This is a genomic window from Ilumatobacter sp. (assembly GCF_965215205.1).
Taxonomy (GTDB): Bacteria; Actinomycetota; Acidimicrobiia; order Acidimicrobiales; family Ilumatobacteraceae; genus Ilumatobacter_A.
Genome location: NZ_OZ244049.1, coordinates 1,904,338 through 1,927,553 on the forward strand (window position 1 = coordinate 1,904,338; position 23,216 = coordinate 1,927,553).

Below are 23,216 nucleotides of genomic sequence, written 5' to 3' on the forward strand. Positions count from 1 at the left end.
CTTTCTGCCCCGACCACCATGGCCGAGACGATCAGACCGCACAACTACTGGACCACTCCCAGGGGGTCACCGCACAACTATCTCGCCGTCGATCTGTCCTGCCGTGGCGATGGAGTCGGACGACTGATCACGGATCGCGCAGAGCAGCACCTGAAGGTGAGTGGATGCCCGAAGATCAACCTCCAGATTCGTGTGGAGAACACCGGTGCGATCCAGTTCTACGAGCGTCTGGGCTTCTCCATCGACGACGTCGTCAGCATGGGGAAGCGGCTCATCGACGACGACTCGACGCCCGAGCGATAACGCTCGGCGCGGCAGCCTCCGAAACCTGAGCGAGAACGGCACTTCCGCGATCGGTTGGTTGCGCGAGAATGACGGCCGCCTGACGATGAAATTCAGGGAGGGTCGAGCCCTCTACTGCCGAAGGATTTCAGTGGCGCAGCTGATGGTTGGAGCGTTCGCGAGTCGTTGGTCGGATGTAACCAGCGTGCACTCGAGGGCCTCGGCAAGAGCGACGTAGCAAGCGTCATATGCGGTGACGTTCGCTCGGAGTTCGAACGCTCTCGACATCAGAGACCCCGTTGGGAACCGAGTGATCGGCAGCGCGAGAAGGTCGTCGATCGCATCGCGGAAACGTTCATCGGTGAGATCTCCCTTCAACCAACGACGACGAAGAACCGACACCGTCTCGACATCGACAAGGTCAGGCGCTGACGCGGCGCCCGCGACCTGCAGCCGGCGACGAGCGAGCATCCCCGCCGACTCGTCGTCACCGACCACGTTCGCCAGCACCGACGCATCAACGACGATCACCGCTCCGCACGTTCATCGGCGAGATCGTCAACGGCAGTTTCGAAGCCGACTCGACCACCCGAGCGTTGTGCGATTCGCTCCATCACCTCGGCGAGCGTCGGCGATTGTGCGACACGTGAAAGTTCGTTGGTCAGGTACTGCTGGAGTGACTGTCCTGCTGCTTCGGCGCGCCGTTGCAGGCTCGCATGAACTTCTGCTGGGAGATCTCGGATCAACACGTTCGGCATGCTTTCATTATGCTTGCAGTCGACCCCGGCTGCAAGCGTGCGCGCATATCACGCTCTTCTGCTCTGTCCGTGGGTGAGTTGAGGGCCTATCCGCGGGTGCACCCCGCCTGATTCCTAGGTTTCGCGCTGTCGAAGGCTCGAAACTGAAAGGACGGCAGACGGGGTGCTGAACACCAAGGTATGGGAGAAGGCGTGCGGGTTGACGCGCACGGTCGTGGAAGGGGTCCGTGTCGACGACACCGATGGATCGATCGTGGTGTCGGCACGACCTGATGCGAGGGCTCGTGGCCGCTGCGGACACTGCCATCGACGTTCGCCTCGCTACGACCGTGGTGATGGTCGTCGGCGGTGGCGGGCGTTGGACGCCGGCACGACGAAGGTGTTCATCGAAGCCGACGCACCCCGGGTGCGTTGCCGCACGCACGGACCGACGGTGGTGGCAGTGCCGTGGGCTCGTCATGGGGTCGGCCACACCCGCGACTTCGACGACTTGGCGGCGTGGCTGGCGGTGCGCACCTCGAAGTCCGCGACGTGTGAGTTGTTGCGGGTGGCGTGGCGCACCATCGGTGCGATCGTCACGCGGGTCAATGCAGATGTCGAGGCGCGTGTTGATCGTCTCGACGGGTTGCGACGGATCGGGATCGATGAGATCTCCTACAAGCGCGGACACCGCTACCTGATCGTCGTGGTCGATCACGACACCGGCCATCTGGTGTGGGTCGGCCCTGGCCGCACCGACGCCGACTTGGAGGTGTTCTTCGACGAACTCGGCAACGAACGCGCTGCGGAGTTGACCCACATCTCTGCGGACATGGCGGGCTGGATCGCCCGCGTCGTCGCCAAGCGAGCCCCGAACGCCGTGCGCTGCGCCGATGCGTTTCACGTCGTCGCGTGGGCCATCGAAGCGCTCGACGTCGAGCGTCGCCGAGCCTGGAACCAGGCATCGGGACGAAACGCGATCACGACCGTCATGTCCCAGCGAGGACGCGCACGAGGCACCTCGCTCGGCATCGCACGCGCCCGCTACGCGCTCTGGAAGAACCCCGGCGATCTCACCGAGAACCAACGCGCCCAGCTCGACTGGATCGCCAAGATCGACCCTCGGCTCCATCGCGCTTACCTGCTCAAGGAAGGACTGCGGTTCGTGTTTGCCGTCAAGGGTGACGCCGGCAAGCACGCGCTCGACAGGTGGTTGTCGTGGGCGCGCCGGTCGCGAATGCCGGCCTTCGTCGAACTCGCCCGCAAGATCGTGAAGCACCGAGTGGCGATCGATCACGCCCTCGACTCCGGGCTCTCCAACGCCCTGATCGAGTCGACCAACACCAAGATTCGGCTCCTCACCCGCATCGCGTTCGGCTTCCACGGACCCGAACCCCTCATCGCCCTCGCCCTGCTCGCGCTTGGCAGCCACCCACCCGCCCTCCCAGGCCGAACCTGACCCACGGATACAGCAGAAGAGCGGCATATCAACGGATCGGACCGCTCACGCAGACCGCTCGTGATCGGCACGACTGTGAGCGATCACCTGCACGAGAATGTCGGCGGTGTTCATGCCGATGGACCGAGCGGATCACGTCGTCAGTGGGTCGGCGATGTGTAGGCCCTGCCGTTCGGCTGCCTCGCACAGCGCTCGGTCCGCGCTTGTGAGTACCGCGGCACGGACGAAGACCGCGGCTGCGAGGTGGACTGCGTCGTAGCCCCTCAGCGACTCGACCTCCGCGAGCTGCGCGGCGCTCTCGATGAGCTCCTCGGTCACCTCAACAAGATGGAGATCGTCGACGAACGCAGCCAACTCGGTCTTGGCGAAGTGCAGCTGATCGGTCGAAAGCCGCTTACCTCGTGCGGCTGCAGCGAGCGCAGCGCGCGCTTCGACCACGACCAAGCTGACCGAGGCAACCGGATCAGCGGACTGCCAGATCAGTTCCGCGCGGTCCGAACCCTCCTCATCGACGATGAGTTTGATCAGGGTCGACGTATCGACGTACGTGATCACCGACGTTGCTCAGCAACGAGACCGCTCACATTTCCCTTCGGCTTGATTCGGGAACGGGAGCGATGACGAGTGCCGCTCGGGGGTGGTCGAACTACGCCAGCGGCGACGAGGTCAGCGAGGCGATCATCCGGCGCGTCGAGCGGAGAGAGTCTGGCAACCGGACGACCTCGATCCGTCACGATTACCTCTTCACCGGCCTCCACGCGATCGATGTACTTGCTGAGACCATTCTTCAGGTCGCGGATCCCGACCTCTGACCTCGAAGTAGCTAGGTTCATGCCATCAGTGTAGCTACTTCGGCGGCACTGTCAACGGGCCGCTCTGGATACTCGTCGCCGCGCCGAGCCGCTCAAAACCCACGCATATCAACGCTGCCATTCAGACTCCGAAACAGCGAAAGATCGGCACCTCGGTGCTCGGCCAGGTGCGCGTGATTGACCGCTTGGTGTATTGTGGGTGTATGTCTCGCACCAACATCGACATCGACGACGAACTCTGCCAGCGGGTGATGGAGCGTTTCCATCTCAGCACGAAGCGCGAGGCCGTCAACCTTGCACTGCGCCATGTCGCAGGCGAACCGCTCGGCCTCGATGACGCACGGTCGATGCGCGGGAGCGGCTGGGACGGCGACCTCGACGAGATGCGTACGAGCCGGGCGTGATCCTCGTCGACACTTCGGCGTGGATCGAGTTTCTGCGAGACACCGGCTCGGAGGTCTGCGTCGCCGTCGACCGACTGCTCGATGCCGACCTTGCGATCTGTGACGCCGTGTCGATGGAAGTTCTCGCTGGCGCCCGCGACGAACGGCATCTGATCCAACTCCGTGGGTTGCTGGCCCGGGCGACGATGCTGCCCACGACTCCAGCCGACTACGACGACGCTGCATCGATGTACCGGTCCTGTCGCGCTCATGGCGAAACCGTCCGCAAGCTCATCGACTGTCTGATCGGCGCAGTTGCCGTCCGCGCAGGTGCCGAGATCCTCCACGCTGATGACGATTTCGCGGCGCTCGCACGGCATACCGATGTGCGGCTACACCCCGACTCACGAAACTGACTCGTGCAGCCCGGACAGCGCATATCGGCGGCGCCTCGAACGGACCCCACCGATCAGATCGGCACGACTGTGAGCGGTCGGGTGCGCGATATCAGCTGGTGGCGATGACGTTGCTGTAGCGCTGTTGTGCTGCTTGGGCTGAGGTGCCGAGTAGCTCACCGATGCGAGCCCAGGACACGTTCTTCGATCGTGCCGTTGCTACGGCGTCCACGATTTGTCGTTCGCTACGTGCTCGGTCGAGGGCGGCGCGTTCGAGGAGGTACTCCTCGACGGGGCGTTCGTCGGCGGAGTCGGGTTCATAGTTCTCGAAGCGTGCGGCGAGTTCGTCGGCGTGGTCGAGGATGTCTTGGATTGAGCGGGGCATCAGGTCTCCAGAAATCTGTCTCGGGCGGGCATGGCGTGAATGATGAATTTGATCCCTTCGGCCTCCGACACGCCGATCTCGAGAATTCGTGCGGCAGTGTCGGGGCCGATCAGCATGTCGAGTTCGCCGAGGTCGAACACTCGAATCGGGTTGCGGTAGGCGTGGAGCATGTCGTCGTCGGAGACCTGGTACTTGCGAGCTGAGGCCAAGATCACCGGCTCCACAAGCATCAACTTACCTTGACGAGGCCCGGTCGTGTGTGCGTACGTGGGATCTCCACGAATCCAAAGGAGAACCGTCATGAACCCCACCAGCGCTCATTCCAGTGAAGTCGTCGGCCAACTCGTCCTGATCAAAGCCGACCCGATCCGCGAACGCGTCCGCCACGCCATTGCTGGCTTCCTGGCCGGCTACTCCGGCACAACACTTGAGGCATACCGGCTCGACTTGCACGGATGGATCAGCTGGCTCGACACCGCGTTTCTCGACCCGTTCGAGATCGAACGTGCCCACATCGAATTGTACGCACGCTGGTCAGAGTCCGAAGGCAAGGCTCGCTCGACCATCGGGCGACGACTGTCGACGATCTGCGGGTTCTACAAGTACTGCGCCCAAGAACGCCTGATCGAACGCGACCCGTCAGCCCATGTCCGTCGACCAAAGCAGGACTACGAGTCCTCCACCCTCGGCTTGGATCGCAACGAACTCGGCGCGTTCCTCGTCCAAGCCGGCCTCTGCGGCGGACGCGACCACGCACTCGCCTGCCTGTTGGCGTTGAACGGGTTGCGCATCTCCGAGGCACTCGGTGCAGACATCGAGAACCTCGACGTCAACCGCGGGCACCGCACCCTGTTCATCCATCGCAAGGGCAACAAGACCGCCACAATCCCGCTCTCGCCGAGGACGGCACGGGCACTGGATCTCTACATCGGTAAACGGGAATCGGGGCCGATCTTCTTGAATAACGACAGCACGGGCAGGCTCGATCGCCATGCGTCGGCTCGGATCGTGCGGCGACTGACGAAGGCTGCCGGGATCGTTAAGCGGATCAGCCCGCACTCGCTGCGACACAGCTTCATCACCGCAGCCCTCGACGCCGGCGTCCCACTCCGAGACGTCCAAGAAGCAGCGTCGCACTCCGACCCGAGGACGACGATGCGCTACGACCGAGGACGAGGATCACTCGATCGCCACGCCACCTACATCGTCTCCACCTTCGTCGCCGGAGCCAGCCGCTGACTCGGACTCGAACGTTCGAACAGAACCCCTACCCCCTCAGAACAACATCACGAAGCAGACCACGAGACTGCGCAAGAACGGCACGACTGCGGGTGGTCGGGCGCTCCAGAACGTGCGGGCCGAAGGCGGCGTCGGCGGCGTCGGGACGACGCTCACGGTGTCGCATGGCGGGTGCTAGAACGGATTGGTGATCATCGTTTCAGGATTCCTCAAAGTCGATCCCGACGAGCGCGCAAGCTATCTCGAAGGCTGCCGACAAGTGGTCCAAGCAGCTCGAGCCTCTGACGGATGCATTGACTTCCACCTCTCAGCCGATCCACTCGAGGCCGACCGGATCAACATCTTCGAGCAGTGGGAGTCCACAGAAGCGGTCGAAGCGTTTCGAGGGTCCGGCCCGAGCGATGATCAGCAGGCCGCCATCCTTGATGCGAAGGTCAGTCAGCATGAAGTAGCCGCCAGTACCTCGCTCACGTGAAGACAGCTGGAGCGATGGAGAATTCCGCCTCGTCAAGCGCACCGGCACTCTGGCGAGGTGCGGCCGGCCGAACCCCACTCGATATCAACGGGCCTCAGCGATGAGCCAGACCGCTCGTGTTCGGCACGACTGCGCTCGTCCGACCATCCCAGAGTGCTGCTGCCGGGCGCCGGTCCCATCGTGGTCGACGGATGATCCAGATTCGTGGGCGGTCCCATCGACTCATCGGGATCGCCGGAGATCATCGGGCGAGCCCATCGCCCGCGACTAGTCGGCGTTCAGGACCCGATTGTGATCGTCAGACCGTCGGGCAGACGATCCCACCATCGCCCGAATCGGGCGAAAAGTGCGGGCTCCCGGTCGACCAGGAGTCGTCGCAGGTCCCGCGCCTCGTCGTCCAGACCTTCCAGAGTCGCATCGTCGATCGGATCCAGCGCTCGAACTTCGATCGCGTCGGCCGTAGCCCGCCAGACACCGCTGACGAGACCATTCACCAAGACGGTCGGGAGGACATCGCCGTTTCGCCGGATGACGTGCGGGCGGTGCTCGTCGGGGATCACGCGTGAGCGATCTGCGTACGCGAGCGACACGCTGTCCCACATCCCCAACAGCCGCGGCGGGAGCGTTGCCATCCGGTCGTCGGGTTGGGGATTGCCACCGTTCACATCGAACAGCTGTGCTCCGTCCGGCCCGGCAACGGCGACGACGTCGGCCATCGATTTCACGACCTCCCGGATCGCCGACCGCTTGAGGATCGTGAACTGCGCCATGTCGGCGATCGTCGCTGGACCAAAGGCTGACAGGTAACGACGTACGAGTTCAGCGGTTGCGGCAGGTCCGTCATCGGCGGCAACGATGCAGGGCAGGAAGGCCGGGCTTCGGCCGAACGACCAGAGGTCGGTTGTCGGAGCGTTCCGGAAGGCGCCGACGATACGGAGAGCCGACCAGAGTCGGGCCGGGTCTTCGGCCTCGGGAACGAGCTGAGTGAGCACCTGTGCCATGTCGCCATTGCTGTGCGGTTCGACCATCACCTTCGACAACTGTTCGAGGAGATCGTCGAACCGCTCCGCAGTGAGCCCGACTTCATTGAGGACATCGTGATAGCCGGCGTCGCGTACTCGACTCTGCATGGCGGCCCGTGCCCATGAGATGTCGTCTGCAGCGACGGCATGCAACGTGAACCGGAACAGTGACGCCTTCACGATCGCACCGCCAGCCAGCGACCGATCGAGATCGCTCGGGTCGAAGCCGTCGATGCGATTCCAAAGCGCCAGATACGGCGCCGCCGGTTCCTGGGCCTGCAGCGCCAGCGCCGACTGCACGGCCTCAGTCACTGTGACCGATTGCCGCGACGACAGGCCCTGGCGAACCATCGTCTCGTGAGTCAACGCTTCCTGGGTCCATGCGGTCACGACCACAACCTAAAGCGGCAGCGCCTACCACCGCAGGGTGGGGTCGCCGTGCCCACCGGGCCAGGCCGATCAGAACTACGACGGCGGCGACCTTGATGGGCCGTCCGACATCGGCACCTCCCATCGGTCGACCCGCTCGAGATTGTGCGCAGAACAAGTGCTCCGAAGCGCTCGCCGAGCCTCGCCGTCTTTCGCCACTCTCAACGTACGCCAGGGCGGGGGGCTTGTAGCAAATTCGGATTTCTGCTTCCGTCGACCAGGCTGCTCCGTCGAATCCGAGAGAGCAGAACAATCGCTCGCAGTGACATCACGTCGCTCGAGCCGGCGATTGGACAAACAAGTGACGAACCAAGAACCCCCCGAACACGACCAAGGGATCCCCGACGCACAGAACGCTGAGTACATCCCGGTGACCTTCGATCACTGCGATCACATCGCAGGACCGTTCTTCCACGGCACCAAGTCCGCCCTCAAACCCGGCGATCAGCTCGTCCCCGGCTATCTCTCGAACTTCCAGGGAGGCCGGACCTCCAACAACGTCTACTTCGCTGCGCTGGTGGAGATAGCGGTGTGGGGAGCAGAGTTGGCAACTGCGCTCGCAGGGAACCAGGAGCGAGGTCACGTCTACATCGTCGAGCCCACGGGCCCGTTCGAGGACGACCCCAACGTCACGAACAAGAAGTTCCCCGGCAACACCACCCAGTCCTACCGGACCCGACTCCCCATGCAAGTCCTTGGCGAAGTCGAGGACTGGGAAGGCCACCCTCCCGAGGTGTTGAAAGGCATGCTCGACAACCTCGCACGGCTCAGAGAGCAAGGACTCGACGTCATCTACGACTAGACCACGCATCGTCGCAACACCACCCATATTGAATCGCCCTGGGTCCGTTGGAGACTCTCGACCTTGGAAACGCGGATGGAGAGATGCCACGAGAGAAGTCACCTGGGAAGCCGACGACACGTCGGTATTCCGAGCAGGAGCGGTTGTCTGCGGTGCGGTTGTGCCGGCAGCTGGAGATGGAGTTGGGCACCTCGCACGGTGTTGTGAGGCGCGTCGCCGAGCAGATCGGCTATGGCGTCGAATCGGTCCGCAAGTGGTGGCGTGACGCCGACATCGCGGACGGGATCGCCGGCCCCGATGCGCAGCGTGTCGTCGAGCTGGAGTCGGAGTTGAAGGACGCGAACCAAGAGTTGCGCGAACTCCGTCGAGCGAACGAGATATTGCGCAAGGCGTCCGCGTATTTCGCCCAGGCGGAACTCGACCGCCCACAGCGTTGATGGTCGCGTTCATCGACGATCATCGTGACGAGTTCGACGTCGAGTCGATCTGCAGGGTGCTGCCGATTGCGTCGAGCACGTACTACGCCGCCAAGAAGCGTGAGATGTCACCGTCGGCACGTGCTCTGCGCGACGCCGCGATGATGCAGATCCTGATGGTGTTGTGGGTCGCGAACAAGAAGGTCTACGGGGCGCACAAGCTCCGGAAGGCTGCCCGGCGCGCCGGCCACGATGTGGGCCGTGATCAAGTTGCCCGGCTCATGCGGGCGATGGAGATCAAGGGGATCAGCCGACAGCGGCGCAAGGTGTTCACCACCATCTCCGATCCTGACGCCGTTCGCGCACCGGATCTGGTGAACCGGAACTTCACCGCCGATCGCCCGAACGCGTTGTGGGTCACGGACTTGACCTACGTGCCGACGAGAACGGGGATGGCCTACGTGTGCTTCATCGTCGACGCCTTCTCCCGACGCATCGTCGGGTGGCGCGTCGCATCACACATGCGCACCGACATGGTCCTCGACGCACTCGAGATGGCCCGCCGCTCCCGCGGCAACCGCCGACTCATCGGGCTCGTTACACACGCCGACGCCGGCAGCCAGTTCACATCCGTCCGGTTCACCGAACGCCTCGACGAAACCGGCGCCCGCCCCTCGATCGGCACCGTCGCGGACTCGTTCGACAACGCGCTGGCCGAGACGACGAACGGCTTGTTCAAGACCGAGTGCGTGTTCGGGCCCGACGCGCCGCGGCCATGGGATGACGTCGACCAACTCGAACTCGCGACGCTCAGCTGGGTGCACTGGTTCAACGAAGAGCGCCTTCACGGCTACTGCGACGATGTCCCCCCAGCAGAGTTCGAAGCAGCGTTCTACGCTGCCCGACAGACCGCCCCGACCGGGGTTGGAAACCAATCACCCGAGTCTCCATCAGACCCAGGGCGATTCACGTGATCGTAGACGCACCACCGTGTGTCCGTCAGGCGTCGCGCAACGCCGAACCTGGAGCCCAGCAACCAACCGTTCAGTCCGACTCGACCCGGCGAATGACGACGCGTGTCTGTCCGGTTCGTGGGGTGCCTGGTCGGCCCAGACTCTGAGGCCGCCTCGGGCCACCATCACATGGGTGAGAGCGGGTGACAATCGAAACGTGCCGCGCATGCGCTGCGTCGTTGATCGGTTGGTGGTTCAGCGTTGTTCACTGCAGATGCCCAACCCACGCCGAAGCACGCATATCACGCTCTTCTGCTCTGTCCGTGGGTGAGTTGAGGGCCTATCCGCGGGTGCACCCCGCCTGATTCCTAGGTTTCGCGCTGTCGAAGGCTCGAAACTGAAAGGACGGCAGACGGGGTGCTGAACACCAAGGTATGGGAGAAGGCGTGCGGGTTGACGCGCACGGTCGTGGAAGGGGTCCGTGTCGACGACACCGATGGATCGATCGTGGTGTCGGCACGACCTGATGCGAGGGCTCGTGGCCGCTGCGGACACTGCCATCGACGTTCGCCTCGCTACGACCGTGGTGATGGTCGTCGGCGGTGGCGGGCGTTGGACGCCGGCACGACGAAGGTGTTCATCGAAGCCGACGCACCCCGGGTGCGTTGCCGCACGCACGGACCGACGGTGGTGGCAGTGCCGTGGGCTCGTCATGGGGTCGGCCACACCCGCGACTTCGACGACTTGGCGGCGTGGCTGGCGGTGCGCACCTCGAAGTCCGCGACGTGTGAGTTGTTGCGGGTGGCGTGGCGCACCATCGGTGCGATCGTCACGCGGGTCAATGCAGATGTCGAGGCGCGTGTTGATCGTCTCGACGGGTTGCGACGGATCGGGATCGATGAGATCTCCTACAAGCGCGGACACCGCTACCTGATCGTCGTGGTCGATCACGACACCGGCCATCTGGTGTGGGTCGGCCCTGGCCGCACCGACGCCGACTTGGAGGTGTTCTTCGACGAACTCGGCAACGAACGCGCTGCGGAGTTGACCCACATCTCTGCGGACATGGCGGGCTGGATCGCCCGCGTCGTCGCCAAGCGAGCCCCGAACGCCGTGCGCTGCGCCGATGCGTTTCACGTCGTCGCGTGGGCCATCGAAGCGCTCGACGTCGAGCGTCGCCGAGCCTGGAACCAGGCATCGGGACGAAACGCGATCACGACCGTCATGTCCCAGCGAGGACGCGCACGAGGCACCTCGCTCGGCATCGCACGCGCCCGCTACGCGCTCTGGAAGAACCCCGGCGATCTCACCGAGAACCAACGCGCCCAGCTCGACTGGATCGCCAAGATCGACCCTCGGCTCCATCGCGCTTACCTGCTCAAGGAAGGACTGCGGTTCGTGTTTGCCGTCAAGGGTGACGCCGGCAAGCACGCGCTCGACAGGTGGTTGTCGTGGGCGCGCCGGTCGCGAATGCCGGCCTTCGTCGAACTCGCCCGCAAGATCGTGAAGCACCGAGTGGCGATCGATCACGCCCTCGACTCCGGGCTCTCCAACGCCCTGATCGAGTCGACCAACACCAAGATTCGGCTCCTCACCCGCATCGCGTTCGGCTTCCACGGACCCGAACCCCTCATCGCCCTCGCCCTGCTCGCGCTTGGCAGCCACCCACCCGCCCTCCCAGGCCGAACCTGACCCACGGATACAGCAGAAGAGCGGCATATCAACACGTCGCTTCGGGCCGATCCACCACTCCAGAACGGCACCTACGCGCTCGGCCAGGTGCTCGAGAATGTGCGTCGACGGGCGGACCTCCCGAGGATGGTCGTTGTCCCCGCAGGCTTCAATCGAGCGTCGGAGGCGCCACGGCAAGTCCAACGGCGGCGGCGCCAGCGTGGAGACGCTTGTCCCACACTGCAACAGTGACCTCCTGTGAACCGAGAGCGAGGGCACTCGCAAGATGAACTGCGTCGGCTCCACGCAGTCGGTTCAGGACAGCCAACTCGCCAGCCGCCCTCTCAACGGCGGGCGAGAGTTCGATTGGACGCATCGACGACCAGAAGATCTCCCATTCGTCTGCCGCAGCGGTCGCTTCGGATTCGGTGAGGTGGTGATCGCGACCCGCTGCTGCGAGAGCTGCGCAGACTTCGGGATACGCCAGCCGGCTCGACAACGCAGCGTCGCAAGCGTTCCACACTGCTGCTGCGACGTCGGATCCGGTCTCGTCGAGCACGAGTTTGACGAGTGCGCTCGAATCGAAATAGACGAGGGCCACCTTCAGCCACGCTGCTCGCTGACGATGTCAGCCACCGGTCGCTTCGGCTTCGGCCGGGACCGACCGCCGGCGACCGGGCGGGACGATCGCGCGGGTCGACTGATCACGCCTTCGGCGGCCAGACGGTCGAGGACCGGAGTGGAGTCGAGCGCAACGATTCGGGCGACGGGCGTCCCCCGATCGGTGATGACGACGTCGTTGCCGTCACGCGCAGCGTCGATCCACTGACCGAGGTGGGCTCTGAGTTCCGTCACGGCAACATCCACGAGGCGAAGTGTACATCAGAGCTAAACACGAAACGTACAGATCTTCGGGCAACCCGCACAGATCGTCACCGCCGGCGCAGCTCCTTGCATGCGCACGATCGGCACCTCGTCCTGAGCGGATGCGAGCGATGTTGCCCGAGAGACAGATGCGGTATGGACGGCGGTCGTCGTGCCGGTTCCCGAGCGCGGTGCTACCGGCGAGAAGTGGAACGATCGCGACCCGGCAGCGACGGCCTCGCAGGTCCCCACATCGAGCGTTGTTCAGGGTTCTTCGGAGTTCTCGAGAGATCCCGGGACGCCGGTGACCGCAGTCCGGTGCGATGGCCGTTCCGGTGCCCCGTCGCCGCCGACTCGTCTGCCCGAGCGGGTACTCCGTCGCCTCGATCACCGCCGAGAACCTCACGTGTGCTTCGGTGTCAGTTGTTGATGATGACGTTTCCGTAGCGTTGTCGCGCGGCGTGGGCCGACGTGCCGAGCAGTTCGCCGATTCGCTGCCACGGCACGGCCTTGGCGCGTGCGGCGCTGATCGCCTCGACGATCTGACGCTCGCTTCTCGCCCGGGCGAGAGCGGCGCGTTCGAGGAGGTACTCCTCCACGGGTCGTTCGTCGCCGGGTTCGGGTTCGTAGTTCTCGAAACGTTCAGCGAGTTCGTCGGCGTGATCGAGGATGTCTTGGATCGAGCGGGGCATCAGGTCTCCAGAAACTTGGATCGAGCGGGGCATCAGGTCTCCAGAGACTTGGATCGAGCGGGGCATCAGGTCTCCAGAGACTTGGATCGGGCTGGCATGGCGTGAACGATGAACTCGATCCCTCGGCTTGCACCACACCGATCTCGAGGAATCCGGAAGAGGTGACGAGGCCGATGAGCATGGTGAGACCGTCGAGGTCGAACACTCGGATCGGATGTCGGTCGGCGTGCAACATGTCGTCATCTCGGATCTGGTGCTTGCGAGCTGACGCCAAGACCACCGGATCCGCGCCGGCGACACACGCCGGATCAGATCATTGGCAAGCTCGCCGAGGCTCCTCGAGCCGCTTCACGTCGTTGGCCTTTCATCCCGCCGTGCTGGGCGAGCCAGGACCTCGACGAGGTCTGTCGCCATCTCGACGGAGTAGGTCGTGTAGTTGGTCTGCGGCGTCGGATCGTCGTGCTTCGTCGTTGAGGTCTCGTTGTACGAGCGACCAGGCGATCGGAGGTGGTGCCGGCTCGAGCGGGATCGTGGTGACGCCTGAACGGGTGTCGACCATCCAGCTGGGCAGGATCGAGCACCAGGTCGTCGGTGCGATCAGTCTGGCGATCGCGGTGACTGATTCGAGTCTGAGGATGCGTTGAGGGAACGCGCCGGCTGGGCCGAGGAAGGTGGCTCGTTCGAATCCTGCTCGCGGTGTCGTCGAGTAGGTGACGTAGTCGGCGTCGGCGAAGTCGTCGGGTGTGAGCGCGCTTCGATCGCGCAGCGGGCTGGGCTCTCCGACGACGCCGACCAGGTGGTCATCGAGGAGCGGTCGGGTGTGGAGTGGCCCGGTTGCGGGTCCGGCGTGCAGGGCCACGTCTGCTCGGCGATCGGTGAGCAGGCGGTGAGCGTCGCCGGCGGGGGCTCGTACCACTTCGAGGCCGGCGGTCTCGGGGGTCTGGCCGAACTCGACGATCGCTGACGTCAGCCAGGGCGTGTGGTCGAAGATGTCGATGGCGACGATCAGTGCAGGTTCGCCGGCCGTGCTGAGCCATCGAGCATCGACTTCGCCAGCAGTCAGTGCCCGTTCGCTCGCGTCGGCAGCCTCGACCAAGCGCTGCGCCGCAGGGGTGAGGGCGAGGCGCCGTCCTGCGCGGACCGTGAGCGGAAACCCGAAGCGCCGCTCGGCTTGCTGCAATCGCTGGCTCGCTGCCGACTGGGTGATGTAGAGCCGATCCGCCGCCCCGCTGACGGTTCCAGCCCGAGACAACTCGAGGAGCAGTTGGTAGTGGGCACGTTCCAACATATTCGAGACTCTAATCGTTTGATGCTCCATGTTGTGATTGTCTTATGTGGCGGAGGAGTGGAGAGTGGAGTCATGATCAACGCGCTGCTCGACCGCCTCGACGTGTCGACCTTCATCGACATCGATCGCTACCCGATCCACCGGCCCGAGGATCCGAAGCTGCGTCAGGTCATCGCTGACGCCCGCCGTGGACTGAACGCAACCGGATGCGCGCACCTGCCCGCCGTGTTTCGCCCTGAGGTGCACGAACAGTTGATGGAGGAGACCACGAACGCGGCACCTGACGCGTTCGAGCTGACCCGAGACCTGACGCCTTACGGCGACGGCGGCCAGCACGATGATTGGCCGACCGATCATCCCCGCAACCGAACCGGAACGATGTCGAACGGTTTCGTCGGCAAGGATCTGATCCCGGCCGACACGATGCTCCGGACGCTCTACGACGACCCCGACTTCAAGCGCTTCGCTGCCGATTGCATGGGCATCGACACGCTGCACCAGTTCGCCGACCCGATACGCGGGCTCGTCATCAACGTGATGAACGACGGCGCACGGATGCCGTGGCACTACGACGCGAACGAGTTCATCGTCAGCCTGATGACCCGCAAGCCCGCAGCCGGTGGCACGTTCGAGTACTGCGCCGATCTCCGCGAACCGGGCGACGAGCACTACGACGATGTCGAGCAGGTGCTCGACGGTGACCGGGGGCCGGTTCGCACGCTCGACCTCGACGTCGGCGACCTGCAGCTGTTCCGCGGCCGCTACTCGATGCACCGCATCGCACCGGTCGACGGCGTCCGCCACACCGTGCTCTTCGGGTACTCCGAGACGCCTGGATACATCGGTGGTGTCGAGAGCACCCGCTACGGCTACGGACGTGTCACGCAGGAACATCTCGACGCAGCCGGTCAGCACACCGACGGATTGGCGGGCTGACCGATGTCCGTCGATGCACTCCACTCCCTCGACGCCCCGATCGTCCCCGACTTCCTCCTGTCCGACGACGTCGACAAGCGAGCAGCACGCGAGCGTCTCGCCCGACTCCGATCCACGCTCGTCGACCACGACGTCGGTGCTGCCGTCTTCTTCGACGCCATCAACATCCGCTACGCCTGCGGCGTTCGCAACATGCAGATCAACACCACCCGGAACCCCGGGCGCTACGTGTTCGTCCCCGTGGAAGGGCCGGTCGTGCTCTTCGAATACAGCGGCTGCGCGCACCTCTCCGAAGGTTTCGACACCGTCGACGAACTGCGCCGCGCTCGCGGCCTGCACCCCTTCTACGGCGGCGACCACTACCGACGCCACCTCGACGAGTTCGTCGACGACATGCGCGGACTGATGAAGCAGTGCGGCCTCGAGGGCCAGCGGCTCGGCATCGAGCGGTCACCGGTCGAAGCTGTTCCCGCCCTCACATCTGCCGGCTTCGACGTCGTCGACGCATCGCCGATCATCGACCGGGCCAAGTCGATCAAACAGCCGACCGAACTCGAACTCATCCGAGCCTCGGTCGCCGGAACCGAAGCTGCCGTCGCGTGGATGGAAAGCCAGATCCTGCCCGGGCGAACCGAGAACCAGGTGTGGGCCGAGCTCAGCCGCGCCCTCATCGCCGGCGGCGGCGAGTACCTGGAGACGCGCCTGTTCAACTCAGGCGAGAACACGAACCCCTGGTTCCGAGAAGCCAGCAACAAGGTCATCGCCGCCGGCGAACTCGTTGCGCTCGACACCGACGCCATCGGATGCCACGGCTACTACACCGACCTGTCACGAACGTTCCTCGCGGGCGACCAGGCTGCAACACCTCGCCAACGCGAGCTGTACTCCATGGCCTACGACCAGTTGCAGACCAACATCGAACTGATCGAAGTGGGCAAGTCATTCCGCGACTACGCCAACCAAGCGTGGACGATCCCTGACGAGTTCGTCGCGCACCGATACCTCGGCCCCGTGCACGGCAACGGCATGGCCGCCGAGTACCCCATCGTGCTGCAGGCCGACGTCCACGACGACGCCGGCATCGACGGCGTGTTCGAAGAGAACATGACCGTCTGCGTCGAGAGCTTCCTCGGCAGCGACCGAGGCGGCGAAGGCGTGAAACTCGAAGACCAAGTCCTCATCACCGCCGACGGCGTCGAACGGCTCACCTCGTACCCCTTCGACGACCGACTCCTCGATCCCAACCCAGCCTGACATCCGTCGACGGTGGAACCGAGGCGGGCGCTCTGGTTCGAGCCGAACTGCGCGCGCCTCTCTCGAGCCACACCACGGCGACGGCACCGACCGGCTGACAGTTCGTCGGAACGCCGACCCGCAGGCGGCAGGCACACGGAGAGCCAGCCGACCGGCACCACCGACGCGACGACAACCGCCGCGACGCACCCTCGAGCCGACCACGCACGTACCCGCTCATTCGCTGCTCGAGAACGCTCGTCGCCGAAGTGGGCCCGAGCTGCCGACGGCACGAGTTCAGAAGATCAAGACCAAGCGTGATCGATCAACTGCTGGTCTTCCTCGTAGAGCCAGCATTCCGTGAATCGATCGTCAACGACTCGGTAGCGCAAGATCCGACGAACCAGGTGGGTCCGCACCACCCACCGAGATCTCCTCGCGCGCGACGAGCACAGCCGCATCGGGACCGGCGAGGATCTCGTCGACGGACACCAGCCTCCGTGGAGCGCGGCTCCCCACTTCAAGGAGCACCGCGAGCGCTGCGTCCTCGCCGATGTGGTCCCCGCTGAACGGATTGCTGCCGAAGTAGTGCAGCGTGAACTCGTCGGCGTAGCAGTCGAGAACCTCGACGAGATCGTCAGCAGCCCACGCTGAGGCGTAGCGCCTCGCAACGGCTCGCGCTCGGTCCGTCGGGCTCATGTCGGCAAGGTACCCGACCCCTGACCCACCCACGATGACCTCCCAGGTGATGCGAGCCCCTGATTCCCGCACCGCCCGACGGGGAGCGGACGGCCACCATGCCTCAGGCCGGCCAGCCGACGCGCGCCGGGTACCCGCCGTCGGCGACGATCCGGTCGCACCACGGGTCCAGCAGGTCGAACAACCGCTGCGCATCCGATCCGAGCGCGTCGACGAGGCGACCCTCCATCAGATCCGTCGCGTCGTCGATCCCCTCGCGCAGCTCGCGACCGGCGACGGTCAGGTCGTCGCCGTCGAGCAGACCCCGCGAGCGGAGCCGGTCGCAGGCGGAGTCGAGCTCGTCATCGGTCCAACCACGGGAGCGCACCCACGACCTCAGGGGCTGGTGGCGCCACGGGTCCGTGAGCACGCCGATCTCGCAGGCGTCGAGGTCGGCGCCGATCCACGCCGCGATGTGGCTGTCACCGCGGTGCTCGCGCACGAGGTCCGCCGCACGCCAGAACGCGCCCATCGGATCATCCGGTGAGCCGAGGGACAGCAACCCCGAGAACAGGGCGCGACCCTCACCCGGAGCGGCGTCGACCATCCGCCGCAGCACCTCCGTCGCCCAACCGAGACCTTCGGGTTCGTCGCCGATGAGGCGACGCAACGACGCGACACCGCCGCGCTCGCGTGCGGCGAGCACCGTCGGCTGATCCGCACGGCGCCAGCCGTCGGCGACCGCGGCGACGACCATCGGGCGCGAGAACACCCCGAGCGCCGACGCCACGAGGTGCCCGTCGACGTTCGGGCCGAGGCACGCGCCGCGGCTCGTGAAGTAGGCGACCATGTCCGGGTAGCGCACCCAGCCCGACGACCGGGTCGACGGGTCGAACCCGATCTCGTGGTAGGCGGCGTGCACCTCGGGCGCGAAGTAGACGTTGGCGGCGATCGGCTCGACCACGTCCCAGATCCGGCGAGCGACGTGGGTCATGGTCCGGCACCGTACCCATCCGCGCCGGTGCCTCGAGATGCGGGGGTTCGCCGACCCACCGTGCCGCGACCACCGGACGAGGATGCCGTGGGTCGGAGGACGCCACCCGGTCCGGACCGTCGGGCGACGCTCAGGTGAGGAAGGCGGTGAGGGCGGTGGTGAGGTGCAGCGGGTCGGCGACCCCGCAGAGCTCGCGCGCGGAGTGCATCGACAGCTGCGGGACCCCGACGTCGAGGGTCTCGATGCCGAGGCGCGTCGCGGTGACCGGGCCGATCGTCGACCCGCACGGCATGTCCGAGGCCGAGACGAAGACCTGCCACGGCACGTTGCGCGACTCGCAGGCCCGCTGGAACAGCGACGCGGTGCGTGGCGAGGTCGCGTAGCGCTGGTTCGCGTTGACCTTGATCGCCGGACCGCCGCCGACGAGGGGTCGGTGGTTCGGGTCGTGGCGCTCGACGTAGTTGGGGTGCACGGCGTGGGCGTTGTCGGCCGAGACGCACGCCGACGAGGCGAAGGCGCGGTGGACGTCGTCGGCGGATCCCCCGAGGTCGGCGACGAGGCGGTGCAGCACGCTCTCGAGGAAGGGTCCCTGCGCGCCGGTCGTGCTCGCCGAGCCGACCTCCTCGTGGTCGTTCAGCACGATCACCGCGACGTGATCGGACGGGTGATCGGACGCGCTCGACGCCTCCAGCGCGGTGGTGGCCGCCCAGCACGACAGCAGGTTGTCGAGCCGCCCCGAGGCGAGCATCGAGCGGTCGGCTCCGAGCACGGCCGCGCCCTGGGTGTCGTAGAGGCACAGGTCCCACCAGCACGCCGCACCGCTCGCACCCGCGCGCTCGCCGATCCACTCGGCGAACTCGCCGGGGTGGCTCGGCCCGATGCCCCACACGGGGACGAGGTGGCGCTGGCGGTCGAGCTTGAGGCCGTTCTCGTTGACCTCCCGGTCGAGGTGGACGGCGAGCTGGGGGACCCGGGCGATGCCCTCGCCGACGTCGACGAGCACCTCGGTCCCGTCGTCGAGGACGATCCGGCCGGCGACCCCGAGGTCGCGGTCGAGCCAGGTGTTGTTGAGGATCCCCCCGTAGACCTCGACGTCGAGCTGCTTCCAGCCGAGCGTCGAGGTGTCGGGCCGCGGGGTGACGCGCAGGCACGGCGAGTCGGTGTGGGCGCCGACGATGCGGAACCCGCCGGTGGGGGTGGCGCCGTCGGGGATCGACCACGCGATGATCGCCCCGTCGCGCACCGCGTGGCCCCGTCGGGGGACCGACCTCCACGCGTCGTCCTCGGCGAGCGGCTCGGAACCGGTGAGCCGCTCGACCGTCGAGCGGACCGCGTGCCACGGGGAGGGGGAGGCGTCGAGGTAGGCGATCAGGTCGCCGAGGCGCTCGTCGTGGTCGGTGACGTCCACCTCAGCCCCCCTGGAAGATGCCCATCGGGAGACCGGTGCCGCGCAGGTGCGAGGTCTCGTTGACGGTGACGATCGATCGCTCCCCGCTGGAGGCGGCGGCGACGCGGTGGATCGAGGTGTAGTTCGGGTAGAAGAACCCGCGCGAGTCCGCCGGCAGGCCGAGCACGTCGACGAGGTACGCGTTGATCACCCCGCCGTGGCACACGACCGCGACCCGCTGGGAGCGGTGGCGCTCGACGATCCGGGCGATCGCCCCGAGGACGCGCCCGCCGAACTCGGCGGTGCCCTCGTCCTGCTCCTGCCAGGTCCCGTCCAGCATCGCCCTCCACCGGGGGTCGTTCGCAGCACGCAGCTCCTCGACCGGGACGTACTCCGGGCTGTCGCGGTCGTACTCCGCAACGTCGGGCTCGACGACGAGCTCGAGGTCGCGATCGACCACCAGCGGCTCGGCCGTCTGGACCGCACGTGCGAGCGAGCTCGCGTAGACCGCGTCGAGCTGCTCGGATGAGAGATACTGACGGAGATGCTCCGCCTGCTGCCGCCCCTCCTCCGACAACTCGGGATCAGCCCGACCCTCGGTGAGTTCCCTCCGGACGGGGAGCCCGTGTCTGATCAGCAGCAGTTCCATCGACCGACAGCCAATCAGACATGACCCGTCGAACGAAGATCGTGGCCACGATCGGACCCGCCAGCGACACGATCGAGATGCTGCGCACGCTGATCGGCGCCGGTCTCGACGTCGTCCGGCTGAACCTCAGCCACGGCGATCTCGAGGACCACCTCGACAAGCTCGGGCGGGTCCGCGACGCCGCCGAGGACGCCGGGCGGCACGTCGCGGTGCTCGCCGACCTCCCTGGCCCCAAGATCCGATCGGGGCACTTCCCCGACGGCGGGGTCTCGCTCGACGGCGGGACGTGCGTGCGGCTGCTCCCCGGCGACGGCCCGAGCGACGACTCGATCATCCACGTCCAGTACGCGACCCTGCTCGAGGACCTGCGCCCGGGTTCGCGCGTCCAGCTCGGCGACGGCGCCATCTCGATGACGGTCGAGGAGGTGACCGTCGACGCCGCGATCGCGCGGATCGAGACCGGAGGCAAGGTCAACGGTCAGCCGGGGGTCCACCTGTCGTCGGACATGTTGCGCCTCGAGACGCCCACCGAGGAGGACCTCGTGCTGGCCGAGGCCGTCGCGGCGGCCGGGGTCGAGTACATCGCGGTCTCCTTCGTCCGCCACGCCGCCGACGTGGAGCGGGTGCGCGAGGTCGTGGGGGATCGGGCGCGGCTGGTCGCGAAGATCGAGACGCGGGCCGCCCTCGACGACCTCGACGCGATCGTGAGCGCGACGGACGCGGTGATGGTCGCGCGCGGCGATCTCGGCATCGACTGCCCGATCGAGGACGTCCCCCACCTGCAGAAGCGCATCGTGCGGCACTGCGTGGAGCTCGGCAAGCCCGTGATCACGGCGACGCAGATGCTGGAGTCGATGGTGTCGGCCCCCTCGCCGACGCGTGCGGAGGTGAGCGACGTCGCGAACGCCGTCTTCGACGGGACCGATGCGGTGATGCTGTCGGGGGAGACGGCCATCGGTCGGGACCCGGTCGGGGTCGTGGCGACGATGGCGACCATCGCCGAGCGCGCCGAGTCGGAGGCGAGCTACCGGCAGTGGGCCAACCGGCTGGGGCGAGCGCAGCGGGAGCTGTCCGTGGAGGCGACCCCTGGGAACCGGATCACGATGGCGCTGTCGCACGCGGCGTCGCAGGCCGCGATGGACGCCGAGGTCGCGGCGATCCTGTGCTGCACGCGCAGCGGGCGGACCGCACGGGCGATGGCGCGGTTCCGGCCCGAGGCGCGCATGGTCGGTCTGTCCCCCGACCTGAAGATGGTGCGCACGATGGCGCTCACGTGGGGGGTCGAGCCGATGAAGGTCGAGACCTACGAGTCGACCGACGAGATGGTCTGGTTCGCGGTCGAGAAGGCCCTCGCCGAGGGCGTCGTCGTCCACGGCGACACGGTCCTGGTCCTCGCCGGGGCACCCGGGCGCGATCGCACGATCGTCGCGACGGACGTGCTCAGGATGGTGCGCGTCGACTGAGCGCGAAGCACGCCGCCGCGCACGTCGCGGCGGTGGCCGACAGCACGACCGGGCCGCGCACCCCGTGGATCCCGAACAGCACGCCGCTCGCGATCGTGCCGCAGCCGCGCGCCAGCGTCCCGACGGCGCTCGCGAGCGCGATCGTCGTCCCGCGCGTGCGCGGGGTGGCCTCCGTGACGAGCGACAGCGACGTGACGAAGGCGAACTCGAACCCGCCGACGAAGGTCAGCATCCCGGCGAGCCCGACCCACAGGAGGTCGTCCGCGATCGAGATGATCGCGAGACCCACGACGAGGGCGGTGATCCCGGCGAGGGTGGCGCGCAGCTTGCCGAGACGGTCGGCGATCACCGCCGATCCGCTCGACGCCCCCAGCTCGATCGCGCCGTAGGCCATCGCCGCCGCGCCCAACCCCCCGGTCGACAGCCCGAACGCGCCGTCGAGCCAGCTGCCGGACACGGCGAACAGCGACAGCCCCGCCATCGCCAGCAGCGCGGACCCGGCGACGACGGCCCACGCCCGCGCCGGCAGCGAGGTGAACCGACCCGGGATCGCGATCGCCTCGGCCGGGGGCGCGGCGGTCCGCGGCGCCGTCGCGCCCGCCGGCACCGGCGCCGGCGCCGGCGCCGGCGAGGCTCCACCCGCCGGACCGGCCGGACCCTGCGGACGGGGTGCGCCCGTCGGGTCGTCCGGTGCGGACGCATCCGCCGATCCCGACGGATCGGACGGCGACCGTGCGATCACGGCGGCGAGGACGGCCGTCGCGAGGGCGAGCGCGGCGAAGGGTCCGCGCCACCCCACCCACGCGATCAACCCGGCGACGACGGGCGCGCCCACGAGCAGCGCGAACGCCCACGACGTCTCGTACACCCCGATCGCACGGCCGCGGCCGGCGTAGGGGACCTGGTGGCTGATGTGGGCGTGGCCGGCCACGGTCAGGTTGGAGACGCCGACCACGACGAGCACGAACCCGATCGCGAACGTGGCGGTGGTGCCGACCAGGGCGACGAGCGACGCGAGCGAGACCACGGCCAGCGCCGCCGACATGACCAGGCGCGACCGGCCCCGGTCGAGGTGGCGCGCGACCCCCAGCGTGGAGAGCCCGGCGATCTCGCCGGCGCCGATGACGGTCGTCAGCTGCTGGGTGGACGCCCCGAAGGCGCGCTCGAGCGTCGGCAGGAAGGGCGGCACCCAGCGCAGCGCCGTGTTCGCGACCGCCTTCGCGACGGTCAGGCGGGTGAGGTTCACCCCGTCGTCGGTGCCGACAGCGCCTGGGAGTCGTCGCGGGGATCCGACACGGTGATCGTCGTCCCGAAGAAGGAGCAGTCGGTGTCGACCAGGCGCGGGTTCACGCCGTCCATCTCGTAGGCGGCGCGCACCTTGTCGGCGCAGTCCTCGAGGGCGGTGCGCTGCGTCCACACGGCGAACGCGAAGAGCACGAGCACCCCGACGGCGAGCAGCTTCTGGATGATCGACTTCACGATCCAGGCCGCTGCGACCGACCCGACGAGGAAGGCGCCGACCAGTCCGACCGCGATGTTCCCGGCGTCGTCGAGGGTGATGGCGAGCACCAG

General features: G+C 66.7%; 29 protein-coding genes and 1 other annotated feature. Of the genes, 12 read left to right on the top strand and 17 right to left on the bottom strand.

Translation table 11 applies throughout. The annotated features are described in order from the left end of the window. Positions 1-18: 18 nt before the first annotated feature. Positions 19-303, top strand: coding sequence for a GNAT family N-acetyltransferase (locus ACOOHC_RS08890; RefSeq protein ID WP_420453634.1), 285 nt, complete (start codon positions 19-21; stop codon positions 301-303). Between the two features lie 111 nt (positions 304-414). Here ACOOHC_RS08890 and ACOOHC_RS08895 read toward each other — a convergent pair whose 3' ends face one another. Beyond that, positions 415-813 carry a type II toxin-antitoxin system VapC family toxin gene (locus tag ACOOHC_RS08895; protein ID WP_420453635.1) on the bottom strand — a complete coding sequence of 133 codons (399 nt, stop codon included), beginning with the start codon at positions 811-813 and terminating at the stop codon, positions 415-417. Beyond that, the gene (locus ACOOHC_RS08900; protein WP_420453636.1) at positions 810-1,040 is read right to left on the bottom strand and encodes a FitA-like ribbon-helix-helix domain-containing protein; all 231 of its coding nucleotides are present in this window, start codon (positions 1,038-1,040) and stop codon (positions 810-812) included. The genes ACOOHC_RS08895 and ACOOHC_RS08900 overlap by 4 nt, the downstream gene beginning before the upstream one ends. A gap of 163 nt (positions 1,041-1,203) precedes the next feature. Between ACOOHC_RS08900 and ACOOHC_RS08905 the strand changes: the two genes are divergently transcribed. Continuing rightward, the gene (locus ACOOHC_RS08905; RefSeq protein WP_420451721.1) at positions 1,204-2,478 is read left to right on the top strand and encodes an ISL3 family transposase; all 1,275 of its coding nucleotides are present in this window, start codon (positions 1,204-1,206) and stop codon (positions 2,476-2,478) included. 132 nt (positions 2,479-2,610) lie between these two features. Here the strand turns inward: ACOOHC_RS08905 and ACOOHC_RS08910 are convergent, their stop codons facing one another. Together ACOOHC_RS08910 and ACOOHC_RS08915 are read right to left on the bottom strand one after the other, a co-directional pair. Further along, the gene (locus tag ACOOHC_RS08910; RefSeq protein WP_420453637.1) at positions 2,611-3,033 is read right to left on the bottom strand and encodes a type II toxin-antitoxin system VapC family toxin; all 423 of its coding nucleotides are present in this window, start codon (positions 3,031-3,033) and stop codon (positions 2,611-2,613) included. Further along, entirely contained in the window at positions 3,030-3,311 is a 282-nt protein-coding gene (locus ACOOHC_RS08915; RefSeq protein WP_420453638.1) for a type II toxin-antitoxin system Phd/YefM family antitoxin, read from the bottom strand. Before ACOOHC_RS08915 ends, ACOOHC_RS08910 begins: the two co-directional genes overlap by 4 nt. A gap of 182 nt (positions 3,312-3,493) precedes the next feature. Here ACOOHC_RS08915 and ACOOHC_RS08920 point away from each other — a divergent pair, with 182 nt between their 5' ends. Continuing rightward, a complete protein-coding gene (locus ACOOHC_RS08920) occupies positions 3,494-3,694 on the top strand; it encodes a type II toxin-antitoxin system VapB family antitoxin (protein ID WP_420453778.1) in 201 nt (66 codons plus the stop codon). Continuing rightward, entirely contained in the window at positions 3,691-4,089 is a 399-nt protein-coding gene (gene vapC, locus ACOOHC_RS08925; RefSeq protein WP_420453639.1) for a type II toxin-antitoxin system VapC family toxin, read from the top strand. The genes ACOOHC_RS08920 and vapC overlap by 4 nt, the downstream gene beginning before the upstream one ends. Before the next feature lie 91 nt (positions 4,090-4,180). Here vapC and ACOOHC_RS08930 read toward each other — a convergent pair whose 3' ends face one another. Both ACOOHC_RS08930 and ACOOHC_RS08935 read right to left on the bottom strand, forming a co-directional pair. Beyond that, complete coding sequence (locus ACOOHC_RS08930; protein WP_420453640.1) at positions 4,181-4,453, bottom strand: hypothetical protein; 273 nt, start codon at positions 4,451-4,453, stop codon at positions 4,181-4,183. After that, positions 4,453-4,683, bottom strand: coding sequence for a hypothetical protein (locus ACOOHC_RS08935; RefSeq protein WP_420453641.1), 231 nt, complete (start codon positions 4,681-4,683; stop codon positions 4,453-4,455). The genes ACOOHC_RS08930 and ACOOHC_RS08935 overlap by 1 nt, the downstream gene beginning before the upstream one ends. Positions 4,684-4,753: 70 nt before the next feature. Between ACOOHC_RS08935 and ACOOHC_RS08940 the strand changes: the two genes are divergently transcribed. Beyond that, positions 4,754-5,692, top strand: a complete 939-nt coding sequence (locus ACOOHC_RS08940) for a tyrosine-type recombinase/integrase (protein WP_420453642.1) — start codon at positions 4,754-4,756, stop codon at positions 5,690-5,692. A gap of 187 nt (positions 5,693-5,879) precedes the next feature. Next, on the top strand, positions 5,880-6,167 hold the full coding sequence (locus ACOOHC_RS08945) for a putative quinol monooxygenase (protein WP_420453643.1): 288 nt from the start codon (positions 5,880-5,882) through the stop codon (positions 6,165-6,167). 278 nt (positions 6,168-6,445) lie between these two features. Here ACOOHC_RS08945 and ACOOHC_RS08950 read toward each other — a convergent pair whose 3' ends face one another. Beyond that, a complete protein-coding gene (locus ACOOHC_RS08950) occupies positions 6,446-7,579 on the bottom strand; it encodes a winged helix DNA-binding domain-containing protein (protein ID WP_420453644.1) in 1,134 nt (377 codons plus the stop codon). 376 nt (positions 7,580-7,955) lie between these two features. Between ACOOHC_RS08950 and arr the strand changes: the two genes are divergently transcribed. The 3 genes from arr (at position 7,956) to ACOOHC_RS08965 (ending at position 11,481) form a co-directional block, all read left to right on the top strand. After that, positions 7,956-8,420, top strand: a complete 465-nt coding sequence (gene arr, locus ACOOHC_RS08955; protein WP_420453779.1) for an NAD(+)--rifampin ADP-ribosyltransferase — start codon at positions 7,956-7,958, stop codon at positions 8,418-8,420. 83 nt (positions 8,421-8,503) lie between these two features. Continuing rightward, a protein-coding gene (locus tag ACOOHC_RS08960) for an IS3 family transposase (RefSeq protein ID WP_420453645.1) occupies positions 8,504-9,810 on the top strand; the annotation gives its coding sequence in 2 pieces (ribosomal slippage) (positions 8,504-8,818 and positions 8,821-9,810; 1,305 coding nt in all). Continuing rightward, positions 8,815-8,931: a sequence feature (AL1L pseudoknot), on the top strand. It overlaps the preceding gene by 117 nt. Before the next feature lie 396 nt (positions 9,811-10,206). Further along, entirely contained in the window at positions 10,207-11,481 is a 1,275-nt protein-coding gene (locus ACOOHC_RS08965) for an ISL3 family transposase (protein WP_420451721.1), read from the top strand. A 148-nt stretch (positions 11,482-11,629) separates the two neighbouring features. On the opposite strand, the gene ACOOHC_RS08970 is transcribed toward ACOOHC_RS08965, so the two are convergent. The 4 genes from ACOOHC_RS08970 to ACOOHC_RS08985 all read right to left on the bottom strand — a co-directional run bounded on the left by ACOOHC_RS08970 (position 11,630) and on the right by ACOOHC_RS08985 (position 14,334). Beyond that, positions 11,630-12,061, bottom strand: a complete 432-nt coding sequence (locus ACOOHC_RS08970) for a type II toxin-antitoxin system VapC family toxin (RefSeq protein ID WP_420453646.1) — start codon at positions 12,059-12,061, stop codon at positions 11,630-11,632. 2 nt (positions 12,062-12,063) lie between these two features. After that, positions 12,064-12,327, bottom strand: coding sequence for a type II toxin-antitoxin system prevent-host-death family antitoxin (locus ACOOHC_RS08975; RefSeq protein ID WP_420453647.1), 264 nt, complete (start codon positions 12,325-12,327; stop codon positions 12,064-12,066). 416 nt (positions 12,328-12,743) lie between these two features. Then, positions 12,744-13,082: a hypothetical protein gene (locus ACOOHC_RS08980; protein ID WP_420453648.1), complete on the bottom strand. Its 339-nt coding sequence runs from the start codon at positions 13,080-13,082 to the stop codon at positions 12,744-12,746. A gap of 298 nt (positions 13,083-13,380) precedes the next feature. Next, entirely contained in the window at positions 13,381-14,334 is a 954-nt protein-coding gene (locus tag ACOOHC_RS08985; protein ID WP_420453649.1) for a LysR family transcriptional regulator, read from the bottom strand. Between the two features lie 42 nt (positions 14,335-14,376). Here ACOOHC_RS08985 and ACOOHC_RS08990 point away from each other — a divergent pair, with 42 nt between their 5' ends. Both ACOOHC_RS08990 and ACOOHC_RS08995 read left to right on the top strand, forming a co-directional pair. Next, entirely contained in the window at positions 14,377-15,240 is an 864-nt protein-coding gene (locus tag ACOOHC_RS08990) for a HalD/BesD family halogenase (RefSeq protein ID WP_420453650.1), read from the top strand. Positions 15,241-15,243: 3 nt separating this feature from the next. Next, the gene (locus ACOOHC_RS08995) at positions 15,244-16,494 is read left to right on the top strand and encodes a M24 family metallopeptidase (protein WP_420453651.1); all 1,251 of its coding nucleotides are present in this window, start codon (positions 15,244-15,246) and stop codon (positions 16,492-16,494) included. A gap of 351 nt (positions 16,495-16,845) precedes the next feature. Here the strand turns inward: ACOOHC_RS08995 and ACOOHC_RS09000 are convergent, their stop codons facing one another. The 4 genes from ACOOHC_RS09000 to ACOOHC_RS09015 all read right to left on the bottom strand — a co-directional run bounded on the left by ACOOHC_RS09000 (position 16,846) and on the right by ACOOHC_RS09015 (position 20,181). Continuing rightward, positions 16,846-17,172: a nuclear transport factor 2 family protein gene (locus ACOOHC_RS09000; protein ID WP_420453652.1), complete on the bottom strand. Its 327-nt coding sequence runs from the start codon at positions 17,170-17,172 to the stop codon at positions 16,846-16,848. Positions 17,173-17,275: 103 nt separating this feature from the next. Next, positions 17,276-18,145, bottom strand: coding sequence for an SCO6745 family protein (locus ACOOHC_RS09005; RefSeq protein WP_420453653.1), 870 nt, complete (start codon positions 18,143-18,145; stop codon positions 17,276-17,278). A gap of 130 nt (positions 18,146-18,275) precedes the next feature. After that, the gene (locus ACOOHC_RS09010) at positions 18,276-19,553 is read right to left on the bottom strand and encodes a M18 family aminopeptidase (RefSeq protein ID WP_420453654.1); all 1,278 of its coding nucleotides are present in this window, start codon (positions 19,551-19,553) and stop codon (positions 18,276-18,278) included. Position 19,554: 1 nt separating this feature from the next. Beyond that, positions 19,555-20,181 carry a histidine phosphatase family protein gene (locus tag ACOOHC_RS09015; RefSeq protein ID WP_420453655.1) on the bottom strand — a complete coding sequence of 209 codons (627 nt, stop codon included), beginning with the start codon at positions 20,179-20,181 and terminating at the stop codon, positions 19,555-19,557. 20 nt (positions 20,182-20,201) lie between these two features. Here ACOOHC_RS09015 and pyk point away from each other — a divergent pair, with 20 nt between their 5' ends. Further along, positions 20,202-21,644, top strand: a complete 1,443-nt coding sequence (pyk, locus tag ACOOHC_RS09020) for a pyruvate kinase (RefSeq protein WP_420453656.1) — start codon at positions 20,202-20,204, stop codon at positions 21,642-21,644. Here the strand turns inward: pyk and ACOOHC_RS09025 are convergent. Then, positions 21,622-22,890 (bottom strand): MFS transporter, encoded by a 1,269-nt coding sequence (locus ACOOHC_RS09025; RefSeq protein WP_420453657.1) that lies wholly within the window; start codon positions 22,888-22,890, stop codon positions 21,622-21,624. The genes pyk and ACOOHC_RS09025 overlap by 23 nt on opposite strands. Continuing rightward, positions 22,887-23,213: a hypothetical protein gene (locus ACOOHC_RS09030; RefSeq protein WP_420453658.1), complete on the bottom strand. Its 327-nt coding sequence runs from the start codon at positions 23,211-23,213 to the stop codon at positions 22,887-22,889. The genes ACOOHC_RS09025 and ACOOHC_RS09030 overlap by 4 nt, the downstream gene beginning before the upstream one ends. Positions 23,214-23,216 lie beyond the last annotated feature (3 nt).

What these genes read in the sequence shown, in the direction of transcription:
- ACOOHC_RS08920 (WP_420453778.1), top strand. Translation starts at nt 3,494, where the DNA reads ATGTCTCGCACCAACATCGACATCGACGACGAACTCTGCCAGCGGGTG.
- ACOOHC_RS09000 (WP_420453652.1), bottom strand. Translation starts at nt 17,172, where the DNA reads ATGAGCCCGACGGACCGAGCGCGAGCCGTTGCGAGGCGCTACGCCTCA.
- ACOOHC_RS09005 (WP_420453653.1), bottom strand. Translation starts at nt 18,145, where the DNA reads ATGACCCACGTCGCTCGCCGGATCTGGGACGTGGTCGAGCCGATCGCC.
- ACOOHC_RS08980 (WP_420453648.1), bottom strand. Translation starts at nt 13,082, where the DNA reads ATGCCCCGCTCGATCCAAGTCTCTGGAGACCTGATGCCCCGCTCGATC.
- pyk (WP_420453656.1), top strand. Translation starts at nt 20,202, where the DNA reads ATGACCCGTCGAACGAAGATCGTGGCCACGATCGGACCCGCCAGCGAC.
- ACOOHC_RS08985 (WP_420453649.1), bottom strand. Translation starts at nt 14,334, where the DNA reads ATGGAGCATCAAACGATTAGAGTCTCGAATATGTTGGAACGTGCCCAC.
- ACOOHC_RS08940 (WP_420453642.1), top strand. Translation starts at nt 4,754, where the DNA reads ATGAACCCCACCAGCGCTCATTCCAGTGAAGTCGTCGGCCAACTCGTC.
- ACOOHC_RS08930 (WP_420453640.1), bottom strand. Translation starts at nt 4,453, where the DNA reads ATGCCCCGCTCAATCCAAGACATCCTCGACCACGCCGACGAACTCGCC.
- ACOOHC_RS08935 (WP_420453641.1), bottom strand. Translation starts at nt 4,683, where the DNA reads ATGCTTGTGGAGCCGGTGATCTTGGCCTCAGCTCGCAAGTACCAGGTC.
- ACOOHC_RS08990 (WP_420453650.1), top strand. Translation starts at nt 14,377, where the DNA reads ATGATCAACGCGCTGCTCGACCGCCTCGACGTGTCGACCTTCATCGAC.
- ACOOHC_RS08900 (WP_420453636.1), bottom strand. Translation starts at nt 1,040, where the DNA reads ATGCCGAACGTGTTGATCCGAGATCTCCCAGCAGAAGTTCATGCGAGC.
- ACOOHC_RS08890 (WP_420453634.1), top strand. Translation starts at nt 19, where the DNA reads ATGGCCGAGACGATCAGACCGCACAACTACTGGACCACTCCCAGGGGG.
- ACOOHC_RS09015 (WP_420453655.1), bottom strand. Translation starts at nt 20,181, where the DNA reads ATGGAACTGCTGCTGATCAGACACGGGCTCCCCGTCCGGAGGGAACTC.
- ACOOHC_RS08995 (WP_420453651.1), top strand. Translation starts at nt 15,244, where the DNA reads ATGTCCGTCGATGCACTCCACTCCCTCGACGCCCCGATCGTCCCCGAC.
- ACOOHC_RS08915 (WP_420453638.1), bottom strand. Translation starts at nt 3,311, where the DNA reads ATGAACCTAGCTACTTCGAGGTCAGAGGTCGGGATCCGCGACCTGAAG.